The sequence below is a fragment of the Paenibacillus sp. GbtcB18 genome, assembly GCF_019091125.1.
Classification (GTDB): Bacteria; Bacillota; Bacilli; order Paenibacillales; family NBRC-103111; genus Paenibacillus_F; species Paenibacillus_F chitinolyticus.
The window spans coordinates 206,015-223,879 of sequence record NZ_JAGXJX010000009.1 but is presented as its reverse complement, the minus strand read 5'-3'; the positions used below and the strand labels follow the sequence as shown (position 1 = coordinate 223,879).

The 17,865-nt window shown below is 51.0% G+C and carries 12 protein-coding genes and 2 CRISPR repeat arrays (1 of these 14 running past the window's edge); of the genes, 9 read left to right on the top strand and 3 right to left on the bottom strand.

Annotated features, from left to right (window positions below):
• Positions 1 to 163: 163 nt before the first annotated feature.
• Both KVT34_RS32000 and KVT34_RS31995 read right to left on the bottom strand, forming a co-directional pair.
• Positions 164 to 829, bottom strand: a complete 666-nt coding sequence (locus KVT34_RS32000) for a polysaccharide deacetylase family protein (protein ID WP_254635094.1) — start codon at positions 827 to 829, stop codon at positions 164 to 166.
• Positions 790 to 1,248, bottom strand: a complete 459-nt coding sequence (locus tag KVT34_RS31995; protein ID WP_254635093.1) for a polysaccharide deacetylase family protein — start codon at positions 1,246 to 1,248, stop codon at positions 790 to 792. Before KVT34_RS31995 ends, KVT34_RS32000 begins: the two co-directional genes overlap by 40 nt.
• 239 nt (positions 1,249 to 1,487) lie before the next feature.
• On the opposite strand from KVT34_RS31995, the gene KVT34_RS23880 reads away from it, so the two are divergent.
• Positions 1,488 to 4,697: an FG-GAP-like repeat-containing protein gene (locus tag KVT34_RS23880; protein ID WP_217561808.1), complete on the top strand. Its 3,210-nt coding sequence runs from the start codon at positions 1,488 to 1,490 to the stop codon at positions 4,695 to 4,697.
• Between the two features lie 221 nt (positions 4,698 to 4,918).
• Here KVT34_RS23880 and KVT34_RS23875 read toward each other — a convergent pair whose 3' ends face one another.
• Complete coding sequence (locus KVT34_RS23875) at positions 4,919 to 5,719, bottom strand: endonuclease/exonuclease/phosphatase family protein (RefSeq protein WP_217561806.1); 801 nt, start codon at positions 5,717 to 5,719, stop codon at positions 4,919 to 4,921.
• 561 nt (positions 5,720 to 6,280) lie between these two features.
• On the opposite strand from KVT34_RS23875, the gene KVT34_RS23870 reads away from it, so the two are divergent.
• The 8 genes from KVT34_RS23870 (at position 6,281) to cas2 (ending at position 16,855) form a co-directional block, all read left to right on the top strand.
• Positions 6,281 to 6,733, top strand: coding sequence for a hypothetical protein (locus tag KVT34_RS23870; protein WP_217561804.1), 453 nt, complete (start codon positions 6,281 to 6,283; stop codon positions 6,731 to 6,733).
• Positions 6,734 to 7,082: 349 nt separating this feature from the next.
• Positions 7,083 to 8,460: a CRISPR direct-repeat array (repeat unit 32 nt; unit sequence GTCGCACCCCTTACGGGTGCGTGGATTGAAAT).
• Between the two features lie 354 nt (positions 8,461 to 8,814).
• Positions 8,815 to 11,262, top strand: coding sequence for a CRISPR-associated helicase Cas3' (gene cas3 / locus KVT34_RS23865; RefSeq protein ID WP_217561802.1), 2,448 nt, complete (start codon positions 8,815 to 8,817; stop codon positions 11,260 to 11,262).
• A 107-nt stretch (positions 11,263 to 11,369) separates the two neighbouring features.
• Positions 11,370 to 12,092: a type I-C CRISPR-associated protein Cas5c gene (gene cas5c / locus KVT34_RS23860; RefSeq protein WP_217561799.1), complete on the top strand. Its 723-nt coding sequence runs from the start codon at positions 11,370 to 11,372 to the stop codon at positions 12,090 to 12,092.
• Positions 12,089 to 14,008, top strand: coding sequence for a type I-C CRISPR-associated protein Cas8c/Csd1 (gene cas8c / locus KVT34_RS23855; RefSeq protein WP_217561797.1), 1,920 nt, complete (start codon positions 12,089 to 12,091; stop codon positions 14,006 to 14,008). Before cas5c ends, cas8c begins: the two co-directional genes overlap by 4 nt.
• Positions 14,008 to 14,871, top strand: coding sequence for a type I-C CRISPR-associated protein Cas7/Csd2 (gene cas7c / locus KVT34_RS23850; RefSeq protein WP_217561796.1), 864 nt, complete (start codon positions 14,008 to 14,010; stop codon positions 14,869 to 14,871). The genes cas8c and cas7c overlap by 1 nt, the downstream gene beginning before the upstream one ends.
• Positions 14,871 to 15,527 (top strand): CRISPR-associated protein Cas4, encoded by a 657-nt coding sequence (gene cas4, locus KVT34_RS23845; RefSeq protein ID WP_217561794.1) that lies wholly within the window; start codon positions 14,871 to 14,873, stop codon positions 15,525 to 15,527. Before cas7c ends, cas4 begins: the two co-directional genes overlap by 1 nt.
• Complete coding sequence (gene cas1c / locus KVT34_RS23840; RefSeq protein ID WP_217561792.1) at positions 15,524 to 16,555, top strand: type I-C CRISPR-associated endonuclease Cas1c; 1,032 nt, start codon at positions 15,524 to 15,526, stop codon at positions 16,553 to 16,555. Before cas4 ends, cas1c begins: the two co-directional genes overlap by 4 nt.
• Positions 16,556 to 16,564: 9 nt before the next feature.
• Positions 16,565 to 16,855 (top strand): CRISPR-associated endonuclease Cas2, encoded by a 291-nt coding sequence (gene cas2, locus KVT34_RS23835; RefSeq protein WP_217561790.1) that lies wholly within the window; start codon positions 16,565 to 16,567, stop codon positions 16,853 to 16,855.
• A 167-nt stretch (positions 16,856 to 17,022) separates the two neighbouring features.
• Positions 17,023 to 17,865: a CRISPR direct-repeat array (repeat unit 32 nt; unit sequence GTCGCACCCCTTACGGGTGCGTGGATTGAAAT) (it continues 788 nt past the right edge of the window).

The window sequence follows — 17,865 nt, the reverse complement described above, 5'->3', positions numbered from 1 at the left end:
ATTAGAAAACCTAAAGAACCCGCGTTAGCTTGTGTGACGCGGGTTTCCGTTTGTTTTGGGCATTAAAAGAATGGAGTCAAGCGGAGTGCTCTGCGAGCATAGGCGTTTATATTTCTTTTCAAACGATGGGGCCGCGTTGCAGCGAAGTTCCAAATCACTGCCGTTATCCTTCTTGCAAAACAATCTCTGATTCGAAACCCAGCTGTTCGCACAGTTTGTGAATACGGCGCATGTCCTGTGTGCCCGTAATCCACTCGCAACCCAAGGTCGATGCCTCGTGAGCCGCCCATTGCAGGATGGATACCAAGGCATCCGCATGAGCTTCCTTCGTAGCGAAGTCCTCCAGCACCAGCGTGCCGCCTCGGACCGAAGCACGCACGTAAGCCCAGTGCTGATCGGCAAAGCTGCGGGCGACAAAACGCGTTTGGCTATCCGACTGGATTGGCTTTGAGAGCATTTGCAGCCATTTGCTATAGGCGCCGGACCCTGTCGGGGCTTTCGGGTTTCCCCATTCAAGTGAATCGGCGGCCAGCTTCCGCAATTCATTTTCCCCAGCTACACGCTTCCACTGCTCACTATGGAAAGAACCTTGAAGAGTCGGTTTGAAACGGACTTGCCAGCTGCGTTCGCCTGCCCGGATGCCGTCCGCATGAAGCAGTTCGGATACGGGAACCATGGCAAGGCCTTTGGAGTGAGCATGGTGCACAAGCGATTTAACGGCCTGCGGCGTCTCTTTGGCGATTTCATTGGCATGAAACATAAAAATCGACCCATTGACCAGCGTAGGTATCACTCGCTCCACAAGCTCGCGCTTGGCGGTCCCGACCAATCGACGGTATCCTCCCCCTCGACTACCAGATAGTTCCACTCCCGGAGCCATTCCAAATTCTCCTCCCGATAAGAGGCGTACGGAAAACGCATGAAGGCCGGAACCGGCCTACCCGTCGCTTCTTGATAAGCGAGCTCAGCCAGCTTCAGCTCTTCGAAGAATACGGCTTTGGTCACATCCGCCATTCTGCGGTGATGGTAAGTATGCGTTGTGAGCTCATGGCCTCTGGCCAGCATTTCTCTTGCTTTCGCCGGATACCGATCGAACCACTCGCCCGTTAAAAAAAACGTCCCGCGCGCGTCCCCCTGCTCCAAGGCATCCAGCCATGCGTCAATAGGAATCCGCATCGGACCGTCATCGAACGTAAAGGCACAGTGAGAAACCGCTGGATTACCGCGAGTAATTACCATGTTTGTCATCGTAAATCCCCCTTCTGTGGTATTTCTCCACCAACCGTTTGATCCTATTGTAAAATTTGGGGGATATTTTGTAAAATTGAATAAAATGAATAAATGGTTCGATTAACTTAAACAAAGGTGGGAGTTATAACCTGTAAAATAATTCCCGCTTCAACCGACTTCACCCGCAAGGGTGATTTTTTTATCCCCAAAAACCGATATAATTAGTTAGTTAGTAGTTGCGAGGGAGCGTGAGAGAGTTGGTTCGATCTGTAAAAAGCAGTCCGGTCTCAAAATGGCTGGCGCTTGTACTGGGCGCGTCGCTGGTCGCTGTGCCGGTAGGGCCGGTGAAGGCGAACGGGGCCAATCCGGTTTTTGAAAATGCGGTCGCTTACGAAGTGGGCGGCTGGGCTTACGACGTAACGACCGGAGATGTGAACGGGGACGGGCTGGATGATCTGGTGTCGCTGAATTTTCAAAACAATCAGGTGGCCGTTCTACTTGGCAGGGGGGACGGAACGTTTGGAGCGCCGGCAAGTTTTGCGGTAGGAAGCAATCCGAGGGCAGTTGCTATTGCGGATTTGGATGGGGATCATCACCCGGATTTGGCGGTTGCCAATTCTATGGACAACACGGTAAGTATCCTGAAAGGCAATGGAGACGGGACGTTCCGAACAGGGGGGAGCATTGCGGGCGTAGGACCGGAAGCCTCCGGGATTGCGGCAGCGGATTTGAACGGCGACGGCTTTCCGGATTTGGCCGTAGTCAATAATGTATCCGGCTCGGTTTCGATACTGTTTAACATCGGTGGGAGCGGGAATTTCGTACTCGGGGCCTCCATCCCTGTCGGTACGTACCCGAGAAGTCTTGCGGCATGGGATATGGATGGCGATGGAAAAACGGACCTGGCCGTCGCGAATTCGGGAAGCAACACGGTCAGTATATTGAAAAATGACGGCACCGGCACTCAATTTAGCCGGGTTGATTATGCGGCGGGCAAATCTCCCGCCATACTGAAGACAGCCGAGTTGAACGGAGACGGCCTGAAGGATCTGGTTCTTGCGGCCAACGAGGACCACGGTGTTGCGGTGCTGCTCGGTACGGCAGGCGGAGGATTCGGACAAGCGGTTGTGTATTCGGCCGGGAATTATCCGCTTGATGTCGCGCTTGGGGATTTTGACGGGGACGGACATACAGATATCCTCAGCCAAACGCAAACCCAGGATTTTGCTATTCTGATGGGCAACGGAGACGGAACGTTTCGATCGCCGATACATTATCCGTATCCCCGTTATGCTTTTACTCTGGAAACGGGAGAGTTTAACGGAGACGGCCGGTCGGATATTGTCTTTGCGGGAGGTTCTTCTTCTAATACATCGGTATACGTTATGAACAGCAAAGCGTCAGGGGCCTTTTCTTTCGCTTCGGATACGTTCGAAACGGCGGAAAACGGCGGAACCGCCAGCGTGACGATCAAACGGTTAGGTTCCGTGGCGGGCCAGGCAGCTGTGAGAATCCGGACGACGGACGGAACGGCGGTGGCGGGAAAAGATTATGCCGCCGTCGACGAGGTTGTCGTGCTTCAGGACGGTGAAGGGAGCAGGGATTATCCGATCACGGTCATGGACAATCAAGTCTACGAAGGGGACAAGACCTTTACGGTCAAGCTGAGCGACCCGGTGAACGGGTACCTAATCGGGGCGCCGAACGAAGCGGTCGTGACGATCCGGGAGGACGATGCGGTACCGGATACGACACCGCCTGTCGTGGACATTTCCAAGTTCGGCGGCACGGACAATTACGCAGGCACGCCGGATCGGCTGTATGGGACAGCCGGGTCTGTAGGCGAAGCGGGAGCGGTGGTAAAAGCGTATCCGTGGACGGACACGGACAAGGACGGCATCGTGAGCGCAGGCGAGCTTGGGATGCCGATAGCGCTGGGCAGCAGCGGCGCGGACGGGTCCGTCCCTGCGGCGGACATCGGCGACCTTGCCCCGGGAAGCTACGCTTACGTGATCACGGCCACGGATGCGGCCGGGAACGAATCGGCGAAGGGGGCCTCGGCGGTCCTGACGGTTACGCTGGCGAAAGGAGCGTCGCCGGATACGGAAGCGCCGGTCTGGCCTGCGGGCGCGGTGCTAGTCTTCTCAGACGTCACGTCGGGCAGCGTGAATGTAGGCTGGCCGGAAGCGGCGGACAACAGAGCCGTTACGGGCTATGAGGTGTACAGGAACGGTTCGCTGCTGACGACGGTCAGCGCGGATACGTACAGCTATAGGGCGGCAGGTTTGACGGGCGATATGCTGTACTCGTTTGCCGTGAAGGCCAAGGACGAAGCGGGGAATGCCAGCGTTGAGCTTACCGGAACGGTCCGGACTCTCCCCGTACCTTCCTCGGGTGGCTCGTCGGGATCTTCACCGTCGCTGTCGGCGGAGAGCAGGCTGCAGGAGCTGCGTTTTACGGCGGGAGAAAAGGAAGCTGTGCTGACGCCGGGCTTTCAGCCTGGAGTGAGCGACTATGCGGCCGAGACGGATGCGGACCGTGGCGTTATCCGGTTCAAAACGGCGGATTCCGCTGCGAGAGCCGGTGTGAACGACGGGACCGTTAGCACGTCAGCCGGGGAATATGCCGCTAAGCTGAACGAGGGCGTCAATGTGTTCAGAATTGCCGTTCAAGCGGAAGACGGCTCCATCCGGGAGTACAAACTGACGGTTACACGGAAGGCGGCAGGGGGCGGAACAGGCCCGGGAACGAAGCCGGATTCCGGGTCCGGTACCGGCACGGGAACAACGCCGGGTCCGGGTACAAAGCCTGAGCCGGGTGCGGAACCCGGAACGGGCGGCGGGAGCCGATTTGCCGATATTTCCGGACACTGGGCGGAAGCGGATATCGTCCGGGCGGTTGCTTTTGGACTCGTTGACGGCTACGAGGACGGTACGTTTCATCCGGACGCGACCATCAACCGGGCCGAATGGATCGTTATGCTGGAGCGGCTGTTGAAGAACGCGGAGACGGCGGGTAAGACGTCCACGGATGCGGCGTCAGAACCGTCAGCCGGGAGCGGGGCGGAAACAGCGGGAACGGTAGCGACAAACGCTGCGCCGCTCCCCTTCGCCGATGCAGGCGCCATCCCCGCCTGGGCTGTCCGGGCGGCAGCGGATGCAGCCGCCAACGGCATCGTGAGCGGCTATGACGACGGGACGTTCCGTCCGGGAGCGGCCGTCACGCGTGCGGAGCTGGCCGTGATGCTGGCCAAAGCCGTGAACGGCTCTGCGGTCGGAGGCGGAAAAGCCGCTGCTTTCGCGGATGAGGCCGATATCCCGGCGTGGGCCCGGCCTTACGTGCAGGTTACGGCCGAACGCGGCCTGATCGACGGCCGGAGCGGGAACCGCTTCGCTCCGAACGAGAAGGCGACACGGGCCGAAGCGGCCGTGCTGCTGATACGCCTGGCGAAGCTGCTGAGCTCATAGGCGGGCTGATGCAGCAGCTTGGCGCCGTAGGCAGTCCACCTAGCTGATGTGGCCGCCAGACATGCAGCCAAGTCGTACAACAAAGGAAAAAATGCTACAGCTAAAAATGAACACAAAAAAGCAGCCTGTCCGATTGCCGGATTGGCTGCTTTTTAACGATTATGCCACTAGGATTCCCTGCACCCGAGCGCCAAGACACCACCCTCTCAGCCGCAACGGCACTAGCCCTTAAACCCGCAAGTGAGCGCAACCGGATAATGGTCGGAAGGATAAGCTCCGTCGAGCTGTTTGCGATCCACAGTGGTCCCGATCATCTCTATATCCTGCGTGGCGAAAATATAATCGATTGGCGCCCCATCGGTACCGCCCTCAAAATCGTGGAAGGTCCGGCCGACGGGTTCGTCCAGAAGCGTGTAGGCATCCTGCAGCTGCTCGAGCAGCAGCCCGATAGCGGGATTGTCCGGTTCGGCGTTGAGATCGCCCATAAGCAGCACCGGGGCGTTCTCTTCTTCACGGCATGCCCGGATACGCTCCAGAAGGAGCTTGGCGCTTTCTTCCCGCGCCTTTTGCCCCAAATGATCGAAATGCGTGTTAAACGCATAAAACCGGGCGCCCGGATGCTCCTTGCTCTCAAAGCAGCCCCATGTGCAGATACGTGGATAGCTGCTGTCCCAGCCAAGGCTTCCTCGTTCTTCAGGCGTCTCAGAGAGCCAGAATTGGTCATGCTTGATCAGCGTTAGCGCTTCACGGTTGTAATAAATGGCGCAGTATTCATCATTGTGCAGCTTTGCCTCCGCTTCCCCGAGACGGCCGTTTCCGATTCGGCTGTAAGCAGGCAATTGGGCGTCCAAGTCTGCCAGCATACCGGCTGTGCCTTCCTGTGTTCCGATCAGATGAGCTCCCGACCCGAGGATGGAATCAGCTGCGAGATGTTTACGATGAGGCCATGCGTTACTGCCGTCGGAGGGCACATTTACGCGTAAATTGAATGTCATGGCAGTCAAGTTTTTGCTATTCGTCATCTTGTTGGGTAACAACTCCTTTCGTCAGTCCACCCATAGTATACCTTTGGGCAAACTATACACAAGGACGTTTAAAGTATGGACAATGTAAAAAAGCGGCGTAAGGCAGATTGAAGGCGAAGCTGACGATGATCTCGATGAGACCGCATGTAGTTGATTTATTAATCCGGCTTGGACCTTAAAAATCCAATTAAGCATAAAATAGCCGCGAGGGCGAATACATGAGAATAAATAGAAGCATTTGATAAACTGAGACCCCAAAAAGTAGTCTCATCTTTTACATATAGCATCATCAGGGTAATCTCTTCACGAAGAAGCATAAATATAACGGTTAACGTTAGAAATAGTTTTCTAATTATCTTCACCTCCTGCAAAACTAATAGAAAAGGGGCACACGTGGATTGACCGGATTCTTACGGCCCTTTTTAGCAAAATTCTTAATTGTAAGAATACCACAAATTGTAATAAGTTTATTTTTGTGTAAGTTTAGTGTTGTAGGCACCGAAGCTAAACAAAGATTGTCCGAATGTGCCTATTTCATATAGGAGGGGAGAGGAAATAATGAAAAGAATACTTCTAATCTACCTATGTTTTTCGTTAACGGGTCTCAATCTGATAGGATGTTCTAGCGGCAAAGACCCTGTTGATGTCGGCGAGATATTATTTTTATCAACCGTAGCCACAATCGAGCAAGACGCCGAATATAACAACCAATTTACCGGTGTGAGCTATAGCAAAGAAACTTTAGAAGCAATAAGCGAAACGGAGAGGAAAAAATTGTTCGAGCGTGTGGCTCAAAGGTACAATGCGTCGGTTCAGCAACTCCCCGAAGATTTTATCTATGGGAGAAACGATCTGGCACTTGGCATTCGCCTCAGTAAAACAACCTCGGATAAAGTTACCGTGAATTCGACCAAAAGGATGGGTACCGGTATTTCGTACACGATTGAGCTAGTAAAAAATGAAGATACTTGGAAAGTAGAGAAAGTGACAAAAACAAGTACAGGCAAGTAAAACAGGGTGCCGGATTATCTTAATCTAATGTGCCGGGCCATTATTAAAAAAAAGGAGCTCCGCAATCTCAGTAAATGCTTTGTTGTCACTGAACTATATGCTATGTTAAAAATAAAGATAATTATAAAACCAAGGTAGAACGTATCATCGGCTTGATCTCGAAATTCTGCTTTTCTCTAGTGCGAATGGGAAGCGAACATGATTTACCAGGGGGATTCGCACCGATTATTATCCACAAAAAAACAATTTAAACATAATATGAAGTTTTTTGTTTGGGATAGAAGAGTTAAATTCTAGATTATTTTTGATAGTAAAGCCGTTTTCAGCCATTTATTGGTTAAAAAACGGAGTCGCACCCCTTACGGGTGCGTGGATTGAAATCTCAACATCAATTACCCTAACCCCATTGCGAGCGCCTGTCGCACCCCTTACGGGTGCGTGGATTGAAATCTCAACATCAATTACCCTAACCCCATTGCGAGCGCCTGTCGCACCCCTTACGGGTGCGTGGATTGAAATTTCGGCCCAGTTTGCCAGGTAATCTTCAGCCTGTTGTCGCACCCCTTACGGGTGCGTGGATTGAAATTAATTCGACCACATATTTAGCGAGTTCTTTTTCGGCGTCGCACCCCTTACGGGTGCGTGGATTGAAATATCCGTAAAACTGCGTTTTTCTCCCTGGGCGGCCTCGTCGCACCCCTTACGGGTGCGTGGATTGAAATTTTTCAGTCAGCATACGGACTATGATTTTTTGAGCCGATCGCACCCCTTACGGGTGCGTGGATTGAAATTCTATGAGGATAAGATCCTTATTGGAAATTCAAGTCGCACCCCTTACGGGTGCGTGGATTGAAATATGATGTAACAAACCGCATGAAAAACTCGATCTAGTCGCACCCCTTACGGGTGCGTGGATTGAAATGATGTAACACAGAAATACATGGGAGATACCAAAGTCGCACCCCTTACGGGTGCGTGGATTGAAATATTCATGCAAATTAAATTGAACGAACAAGTGTATGTCGCACCCCTTACGGGTGCGTGGATTGAAATACCAAGCTGCCGAAAGCAATGGGGAGTCTTCTGGCGGGTCGCACCCCTTACGGGTGCGTGGATTGAAATGTTTGAAAGCCTGCGAATACTATTTAAGCCGGAGTCGCACCCCTTACGGGTGCGTGGATTGAAATGAAAAGGCTCTCGATCAGCGTGGAATATCATCCCTTGTCGCACCCCTTACGGGTGCGTGGATTGAAATTCGTTCCCGATGCAATGGTACATCGACAACATGAACAAGTCGCACCCCTTACGGGTGCGTGGATTGAAATTCGTATCAGTACGACCGTTGGAATGTCATCATCAGGTCGCACCCCTTACGGGTGCGTGGATTGAAATGCAAGGGAATTATGCGTCGCGTGATGATCTCCTACGTCGCACCCCTTACGGGTGCGTGGATTGAAATAATGTCACTCCGCAGGTAATATGCAAGAAGGCAAGCGTCGCACCCCTTACGGGTGCGTGGATTGAAATGTATGGGCTCTTTTCGGAAAAGACAGCCAAAACCGTCGCACCCCTTACGGGTGCGTGGATTGAAATGGAAGGCTACACACCAACATTTGATCAAGTGGCACAGTCGCACCCCTTACGGGTGCGTGGATTGAAATGTAATGGACTGAAAAACAAAAATACCCCGGCCTAGTCGCCCCCCTTACGGGTGCGCTAATTGAAATTGCTTGTGTCATGTCGGCTTTCTTGAGAAGTTCAGTCGCTCATTTTACGAGCATGAAATGAAATATATTAAGAAGGAAACAAAGTAGGAGTCTCTGGAAAAGAGCTTAAGAGTCGCTGTAGCGGACAACTCTTAAGCTCTTTTTTTATGCGGATCTCAGTTGTGGAAACCGCAGCCGCTAACGAGGGCTCTTCTTTAGATGGTCTTTTTAATTTCTTTCAAGTCTAATTTGTGAAAAATGTATATTATAGGAAGGGATTTGAAATAGGTCTATAGAATTACCTTATCTGTATGGTTTGTAGGTAAATGGTTCTATTTTCGGACTGAAGCAGCGTCTTGTAAGGGAGGAATCAGCTTGGAATTCATCGCACATATTCGAGAGAGCGACGGAGACCACCAAAGTGTGAAAGAGCATCTTCTTGGAGTCAAAAGATTGGCCGAGTCTTACGGAGAAGGAATAGGCATTAAGCATATCGCAGGGCTTGCGGGGCTGCTTCACGATTTGGGCAAGTATGCGGTTGCTTTTCAAGAGTACCTGCTGAAAGCGGTTAGGAATCCCGAAGCCCCGCCGAAAAGAGGGTCTGTGGATCACTCTACGGCTGGCGGGCGTCTGCTGTATCACCTTTTTCATACAGGCAAGATTGAGAGGGATAAAGGAGTTTTGGCCGAAATCGTGGGCAATGCGATTCTTTCTCATCACTCCTACCTTCAGGATTTTTTGAACCCAGAGTTGGAATCGAATTATTTGCAGCGTGTGCGGGATAAAGAGGCCAAGGAGTTGAGCGAGTTTCCGCAAGTGGTTCGGCACTTTTTTGAGAACGTAATGAGGGAAGAAGAATTTTACGGGTATGTGGAGCAGGCTTCGCTGGAACTGAAGGTTTTTCTGGCACAGGAATCTCCGCTCAGTCTGGAAGCGCGATGCATGTTCTTAACGAAGTATGTGTTTAGTGCACTGATTGATGCGGATCGTACGAATACCCGATGTTTCGAGGAAAATATCTCTGACGCTCTAGTGACGTGGCAGCCAAAAGAATTGTTCGGCTCCTTCTATGACCGTCTCATGACCGAGATCGGGTCATTGTCGAAACGCGGTGAGGCAGACCCGCAGATAAAAGCTCTACGCAGAGAAATGTCCGAGCAATGCGACAAGTTTGCAGAGAAACCGTCCGGTATTTACACGTTGTCTATTCCCACAGGAGGTGGGAAGACACTGGCGAGTCTCCGGTATGCGCTCAAACACGCACAAATTTACGGAAAAAAACGTATTGTCTTCATTCTTCCTTATACGACCATTATCGAGCAGAATGCCGCGGAAGTACGCAGGGTTCTCCAGGATGCGGAGCATATTTTAGAGCATCACTCCAATGTGATTGAGGACGGGGAAGATGAGGACGAGCATACGGACGGCAAAGTCGATATGCGGCAGAAGCTTAAGCTGGCGAGGGATAACTGGGATTCTCCCGTTATTTTTACAACCATGGTGCAGTTTCTGAATGTGTTCTATGCCAAAAGCAGCCGGGATATCCGGCGTCTGCATCATTTAAGCGAGTCGGTCCTCGTGTTCGATGAGGTGCAAAAGGTTCCCGTTTCGTGTGTGTCGCTGTTCAATATGGCATTGAATTTCCTGAACCATTTTGGTTCGTCCAGCATTGTGCTGTGTACGGCTACGCAGCCGGCTCTCGGTTTTGTCGAGCACAAGCTGCACCTGAGCCCAGAGGCCGAAATAGTCGCCAATCTGGGTGACGTGGTAACCGCGTTTAAACGGGTGGAAATCGTGGATCGTGCGACGGGGGAAACATTTGGTACGGAAACACTTGTGGAGTTCGTTGTGGAAAAAATGAGAGACGTGCAAAGCGCGCTGGTTATTCTTAATACCAAATCTGTCGTCCGGCAGGCGTACGAGGAGCTGGTTCAACGGATGGACGGTATTCCGGTCTTTCACTTGAGTACCTCTATGTGCGCCGCTCACCGCAAAGACAGGCTGGATGAGATCAGACAGTTGCTCAAGGAGAAGAAAAAGGTTCTCTGTGTCAGCACGCCGCTGATTGAAGCGGGAGTGGATGTAAGCTTTGAATGTGTGATCCGTTCTTTAGCCGGGCTCGATTCGATTGCTCAGGCTGCCGGCCGATGCAACCGCCATGGGGAACATGAAGTACAGCAGGTTTATGTGATCGATCATACCGAAGAGAACCTGAACCATTTGCCGGAGATAGAGCGGGGCAAGAGGATTTCGAGAAGAATACTGATCGATCTAAAAAGAAATTCATCTAATCACGGCGGGCACTTGTTGTCCGTAAAAGCTATGGAGCGGTACTTCAGGGAGTTCTATGAAGATTTTGACGCAAACCTGAATTTTCCGGTACCCAAGCTGGGCAGCAACCAGACCTTAACGAATTTGTTGTTCGCTCCTGTAAAAGACAATGTTTATTTCCAGGATTACCGGGACAACCGGGGAGAGCGCCTGCCCTTATTTCTGGTGAACAGCTACAGGACGGCGGCTGAGCATTTCTATGTTATCAAAGATATCGGTGCGTCCGTTATTGTTCCTTACGGTGATGAAGGCAAAGAGATCATTGCGGATCTAAACGGTGCGGGCCGTATAGAAGATTTGACTCGATTGTTAAAAAAAGCTCAGCAATACACCATCAATCTGATGAACCATGAGCTAATGCGGGTAGACAAAAATGGCGGACTGGAACGTTGTCTGGATGGACAAGTTCTTGTACTGGGTGAGGGTGCTTACAACCAGAAGTTTGGTTTCGATGCGGAGAACGAAAGCTGGGCAGGGCTACTGATGGGCTAACGTTTTATCTTAACTGAGACTTATTTTTAATATATACTTAATGTGTTAAATAATCCCAAATTAGTTTCGCTATATGTTGTTCGGTTCACGTGAAAGGAGGTGACTCAATGAGAAACTCAGTCGAGTTTGTCGTGTACGGTGACTACGCTTTATTTACAGATCCGCTCACGAAGCTTGGAGGAGAGAAGTGTTCCTATCAAGTCCCCACGTATCAGGCGGTCAAAGGGATAACCGAAAGCATTTACTGGAAACCTACCATTTTATATGTAGTAGACGAGATTCGGATTATGAATCCCATCCGTATGGAATCCAAAGGAGTCCGGCCTATTGATTACAGCGGAGGAAACACGCTTGCCAACTACACCTATTTAAAGGATGTTTGTTATCAGGTTAAGGCCTATTTTGACTTTAATAAGAACCGCCCCGACCTGGCTTTCGATCACAACGAACATAAACACCATAATATTTTGCTGCGTTCGCTTAAAGCGGGAGGCCGCAGAGATATTTTCCTCGGAACAAGAGAGTGCCAAGGCTACGTAGAGCCGTGTGTTTTTGGCGAAGGGAAAGGTTTCTACGACGAGTATGGCGATATTCATCTGGGAAATATGGTTCACGGCATTAATTATCCAGATGAGACCGGCCGGGATCAGATGGAGGTACGCTTATGGAAGCCAGTCATGAGTAACGGCATCATCAAGTTTGATAAACCCGAGGAATGCATACAAGTGCGCACCATCTCGGAAATGAAGCCCAAGCATTTTGACCACACCAATGTGGAATCGGCGGATGCGCTGCTGGCAAGATGGGGAGAGGGGGACGTTAATCCATGAGTTGGCTGCTGAATTTATATGAAACCTATAAAGCGAACCTGAATAGTGTAGGAGTCGTCGAGAAGGGCTTGAACGAGCGCGAGTTTACGCTGCTGCCTGTGTCGCATACGACCCAGAACGCCCACATCGAGGTAAGGATCACGGAAGACGGGGAGTATCATTCCGCCGAGGTGATCGAGAAGAATGCCAGTACGCTCATTCCAAGCACGGAGAAGTCCGCGAGCCGGGCGGGTGCCGTCGTTGCGCCTTACCCTCTTCACGACAAGCTGAGTTACGTCGCGGGTGATTTCCTTGACTATGGCGGGGAGAGCAAGGGTGAAGAGCCCTTTGCCGCTTATATCCGGGAGCTTCAAAACTGGGCGGAGTCACCTTATGCTCATCCCAAGATACAAAGCATTTACCGCTATTTGAGCAAAAGGCGGCTGATTCAGGACCTGGCGAGCGAGAAAATCCTGTGTCTGGATGAGAGCGACCGTCTGATCGACAAGTGGGACAAGAAATACGAGTCCCTGTTTCCCGAAAAACCGAAAATTTTCGGTGTATTGGCAGGCGAACAGGATAGCGCTTTTATACGCTTCACGGTGTATTCTCCTGAACGCTCGTTGACGGAAGTTTGGAAAGACCCCGATGTTTACGAGTCGTTCATTCGTTATTACCAAGAACAGTTGGGCAGTGAAGACATTTGTTACGTGACTGGGGAGAGACTGCCTGCGACGGACAAGCATGCGAATAAAATCCGCAACGCGGCGGACAAAGCGAAGCTGATTTCGGCGAACGATAAAACGGGATTTACTTTCCGAGGCCGTTTTAGCGATAGCGGCCAAGCGGCCAGCATTTCTTACGAGGTTTCCCAGAAAGCTCATAATGCGCTGAAATGGCTGATCAACCGGCAGGCTAAAACCTTCGATCAGCGGGTTTTTCTTATCTGGGGGAACGAAGTGCCGGATGTTCCCGATCTGTCTGAAGACACTTTTGCACTAGATCCAGAGGCGGCACAGCAGGAGCGCCTTCCATCAGGCACAAATCAATCTTTTGCGCGGGAACATTCCAAGGCGATGGACGGTTTCCAGAATCGGCTCACTTCGAGGTATAAAGACCATTTCCGGTCCGACGTCAACATCCTCATCCTGGATTCGGCGACGACCGGACGGATGGCCGTGCTGTATTACCGCAACATGAACAAGGAGCTTTACCTGGAAAAGCTCGTCGAATGGCATACCACCTGCGTATGGCTGCACCAGTATCGCAGGAACGAGCAGATGGAGTATGTTCAGTATTACGGAGCACCGGCGACGAAGGATATCGCGTTTGCGGCTTACGGCCCGAGAGCGAGCGACAAGCTGGTCAAAGGGCTTATGGAGCGCATGCTGCCCTGCATCCTGGACGGCGACAGAATTCCTGCGGATATTGAACGGAGTGCGATACAACGTGCTTCTAATCCGGTCGCTCTGGAGAAATGGGAATGGGAAAAAATACTCAGCATCACATGTGCCCTTATTAACCGAAAGGAGAGATATCCCGTGGCATTAAACAAAGAAATTACGGACCGCAGTTACTTGTTCGGTCGCTTGCTTGCGGTGGCCGACGTGCTCGAAAGAAGCACGCTGGACAAAAATGAGGGTCGCGCGACGAACGCGATCCGATACATGAATGCGTTCTCCAGTCACCCGGAGAGAACGTGGAGGATCATCCATCAAAGTCTTCAGCCGTATCTGGACCGTCTCGGGGCTAATGCCAGAAGGTACACGATGCTTTTGGAGGAGATCAGCACGAAGCTCGACATGGAAGATTTCAACAATAAGCCGCTTTCGGGAAAATACCTGTTAGGCTACTACAGCCAGCGATACGATCTATACCAGAAGAAAGAGAAAACCGAGGATGCCACCCAAGCATCCGATCAGGAGGAGAGAGTATAATGAGCAGCCTCGATCATAAAATTGATTTTGCAGTCGTCCTGTCGGTCACGAACGCCAACCCTAACGGAGATCCTTTGAACGGCAACCGTCCGAGACAGAATTACGACGGCTTTGGAGAAATCTCGGATGTCGCGATCAAGCGCAAAATCAGAAACCGTCTTCAAGATTTGGGAGAATCCATCTTCGTTCAGTCCAATGACCGCAAGAACGATTCGTTCGGAAGCCTGAGAGAACGTGCGGACGGCAACGAGGAACTGAACAAGATTCTCAAGGCCAAGAAAAGCTCCGGTGACGATTTTGCTTGGGCAGCCTGTCAGGAATGGATGGATGTGCGGAGCTTTGGGCAAGTGTTCGCTTTTAAAGGCGGCGCGAAGGGTGAAGGTGTTTCCGTCGGGGTGAGAGGCCCGGTATCCGTTCATACGGCCAAAAGCGTCCACCCGATCGATATTACGAGCATGCAGATTACGAAGAGCGTCAACTCCGAGCCGGGCAAGGATAGAGGCCCCGATACGATGGGCATGAAGCACCGGGTCGATCATGGCCTGTATGTATTCTATGGAAGCATCAATACCCAGCTTGCGGAGAAAACCGGCTTTACTAATGCGGATGCGGAGAAAATCAAGCAGGCACTCGTGACCCTATTCGAGAATGACTTGTCATCGGCAAGACCCGACGGCAGTATGGAAATCCACCATGTATACTGGTGGGAGCACAACTCCAAATTGGGTCAATATTCCTCGGCCAAAGTCCATCGCTCCTTATCTGTAAAGCCAAAGATCGAAGAACCAAAATCATTCGGAGACTACAAGATTGAATTGTCCGAACTGCCCGGCTTGAAGGTAGAAATTTTGGACGGGCTTTGATGGAAAGCGGAGAAGAAGAGTACCTGATGCTTTCGGGCATCCAGCACTTTGAATTTTGTAAACGTCAGTGGGCGCTTATTCATATTGAACAACAGTGGGAAGAGAACGTGCGGACCGTGGAAGGCAAGCATCTTCATCAAAAAGCCGATCAGCCTTTTGTCCGAGAGAAGCGCGGAGATAAGCTTACGGTTCGCGCTATGCCGGTGAAGTCGGATGAACTTCAAATTACAGGGATATGCGATGTGGTAGAGTTTATTCGAAGCGCCGAAGGCGTCGAAATTCACGGTGCGAAAGGTACATACAAAGCCGTGCCTGTTGAATACAAACGAGGGAAACCCAAGGTCAGTGACGCCGATGTCCTTCAGTTAGCCGCTCAAGCTCTGTGTCTGGAAGAAATGCTGCTCTGCGAGGTTCCAACGGGCTATCTATACTACAACGAAATTAAGCACAGACTTGAGGTCGAGCTGACAAAGGAGATTAAACAGAAAGTAAAATCCATTGCCGGGGAAATGCACGACTATTATAAGCGCAGACATACGCCAAAGGTAAAGACAGGTTCATTCTGCAAAAGCTGCTCCCTCTTATCCATCTGTCTCCCGGAAGTGATGAGCAAGCGTTCGGTCCGCAGTTACATGGAGGGGAAAATTTGCGAATGAAAAAGCTTCTGAATACCTTATTCGTTACACAACCGGACGTATACCTTTCTTTGGACGGCGACAATATCGTGCTGCTAAAGGAGCAGGAGAAGATAAACAGAATCCCTCTGCATAATTTGGAATCCATCGTCACGTTCGGATATACGGGTGCAAGTCCGGCACTTATGAGGTACTGTGCAGAGCGCAATATAGCTATCGTCTTCCTCAGCATGAGCGGAAAATTTCTGGCAAGGGTCATCGGAGAAAGCCGAGGCAATGTCGTTCTTCGCAAGAAGCAATATCTCGTATCCGAAAGTGAACTTATGTCGGCTCAAATAGCCCGCAATTTTATAATCGGTAAAGTGTATAACCACAAATGGATGCTTGAACGGATGACAAGGGATTATCCGCTGCGTATAGATGTGGAGAATTTCAAAGAAGCATCCCAGCAGTTGACCCTTCTTATGAAAAGCATCAGACAATGCGAGGACTTGGAGCGGCTTAGAGGACTGGAAGGACAAGCGGCTCTCATTTATAACCAGCGGTTCGATGCGATGATTCTCCAGCAAAAAGAAGACTTCCATTTCCGGACCCGGTCTCGCAGGCCGCCGCTGGATTATGTCAATGCCATGCTGTCGCTGGCGTATACCCTTCTCGCTCATGATACCTCTGCCGCTCTGGAAGGGGTGGGGCTCGATGCTTATGTGGGTTTCTTGCACCGGGACAGACCCGGCCGCGCTTCGCTGGCGCTCGATCTTATGGAAGAGCTGCGCGGTGTCTATGCCGACAAGTTCGTTTTGTCCCTGATCAACAAAAAAGGGATAAACAAAGAGGATTTTGTACGCAAAGAGAACGGAGCGGTAATCATGACAGAAGACGGCAGGAAGAAGTTCCTGACCGCATGGCAGAGTAAGAAGCAAGAGAAAATCACCCATCCCTACCTAGGCGAGAAAATCACTTGGGGATTGGTGCCGCACGCACAAGCGCTGCTATTGGCACGGCACCTGCGCAACGATCTGGATGAATATCCTCCATTCCTGTGGAAGTAGGTGCAGCCTATGCTGGTATTAATCACTTATGATGTCAGCACGACAAGCGGAGCGGGACAGCGTAGGCTACGAAAAGTATCGAAATTATGCCAAAACTACGGTCAGCGTGTCCAGAATTCCGTGTTCGAATGCGTTGTTGACGCTGCGCAATTTGCTGTGTTAAAAATGGAGTTAATTGAAATTATCGATCCGAATGAGGATAGTCTAAGATTCTATCGACTAGGAAATCAGTATAAGACCAAGGTAGAGCATATTGGCATTAAGGCATCGCTTGATCTGGAAGGTCCGCTGATTTTCTAGTGCGAATGGGAAGTGAACATGATTTCCCAGGGGGATTCGCACCGGATATTATCCAGAAATAAATTGTTTAAACATAATATGGTATTTTATATTCGGGATAGAAGAGTTAAATTCTAGTTTATTTTTGGCAGTAAGCCGTTTTGGCCATTTATTGGTTAAAAAACGGTGTCGCACCCCTTACGGGTGCGTGGATTGAAATTCTACTCCGGCGAACGGTATAAGTATTATGTGCGGTCGCACCCCTTACGGGTGCGTGGATTGAAATCGCGCGTAATGATCACACTTGAACAATTAAAGGAGTCGCACCCCTTACGGGTGCGTGGATTGAAATACCAAGGAGGTTTGTTTACTTTGACTCCGAATCAGTCGCACCCCTTACGGGTGCGTGGATTGAAATCAATAAGGGCTACTCGTTCGGTGGGAAGAATTCGGGTCGCACCCCTTACGGGTGCGTGGATTGAAATGCGTCTGAAAAGTCTTTAACCGTGTATCCCATATGTCGCACCCCTTACGGGTGCGTGGATTGAAATAGTCCTGCCGCCCGCATACGCCTCTCGTTCGACGTCGCACCCCTTACGGGTGCGTGGATTGAAATTTTCAGGATCAGCGCGTATATGGTCTGAGTCGCTAGTCGCACCCCTTACGGGTGCGTGGATTGAAATCGCCCTTGCAGGGTAGCGATACCCTCCGTGCTGGGTCGCACCCCTTACGGGTGCGTGGATTGAAATATTAAGCGAACTCACTAAGATTTCGGATAATTTGGGTCGCACCCCTTACGGGTGCGTGGATTGAAATACCAGGTAGTAAACACACCCGGTAACCTGCGTGTCGTCGCACCCCTTACGGGTGCGTGGATTGAAATTGTCATGCTTTCGAGACCACGCTCTACAAAATCTGTCGCACCCCTTACGGGTGCGTGGATTGAAATGAACCAGGCCCAGCACAAATAGCCGGTGTCCACGTCGCACCCCTTACGGGTGCGTGGATTGAAATTTGTATCCCGTCTCATT

Bases quoted from the DNA above. Each gene is read 5' to 3' on its own strand.
- KVT34_RS23870 (WP_217561804.1), top strand. From the start codon at position 6,281: ATGAAAAGAATACTTCTAATCTACCTATGTTTTTCGTTAACGGGTCTC.
- KVT34_RS31995 (WP_254635093.1), bottom strand. From the start codon at position 1,248: ATGACAAACATGGTAATTACTCGCGGTAATCCAGCGGTTTCTCACTGT.
- cas1c (WP_217561792.1), top strand. From the start codon at position 15,524: ATGAAAAAGCTTCTGAATACCTTATTCGTTACACAACCGGACGTATAC.
- cas7c (WP_217561796.1), top strand. From the start codon at position 14,008: ATGAGCAGCCTCGATCATAAAATTGATTTTGCAGTCGTCCTGTCGGTC.
- cas5c (WP_217561799.1), top strand. From the start codon at position 11,370: ATGAGAAACTCAGTCGAGTTTGTCGTGTACGGTGACTACGCTTTATTT.
- cas4 (WP_217561794.1), top strand. From the start codon at position 14,871: ATGGAAAGCGGAGAAGAAGAGTACCTGATGCTTTCGGGCATCCAGCAC.
- cas8c (WP_217561797.1), top strand. From the start codon at position 12,089: ATGAGTTGGCTGCTGAATTTATATGAAACCTATAAAGCGAACCTGAAT.
- KVT34_RS23875 (WP_217561806.1), bottom strand. From the start codon at position 5,719: ATGACGAATAGCAAAAACTTGACTGCCATGACATTCAATTTACGCGTA.
- cas2 (WP_217561790.1), top strand. From the start codon at position 16,565: ATGCTGGTATTAATCACTTATGATGTCAGCACGACAAGCGGAGCGGGA.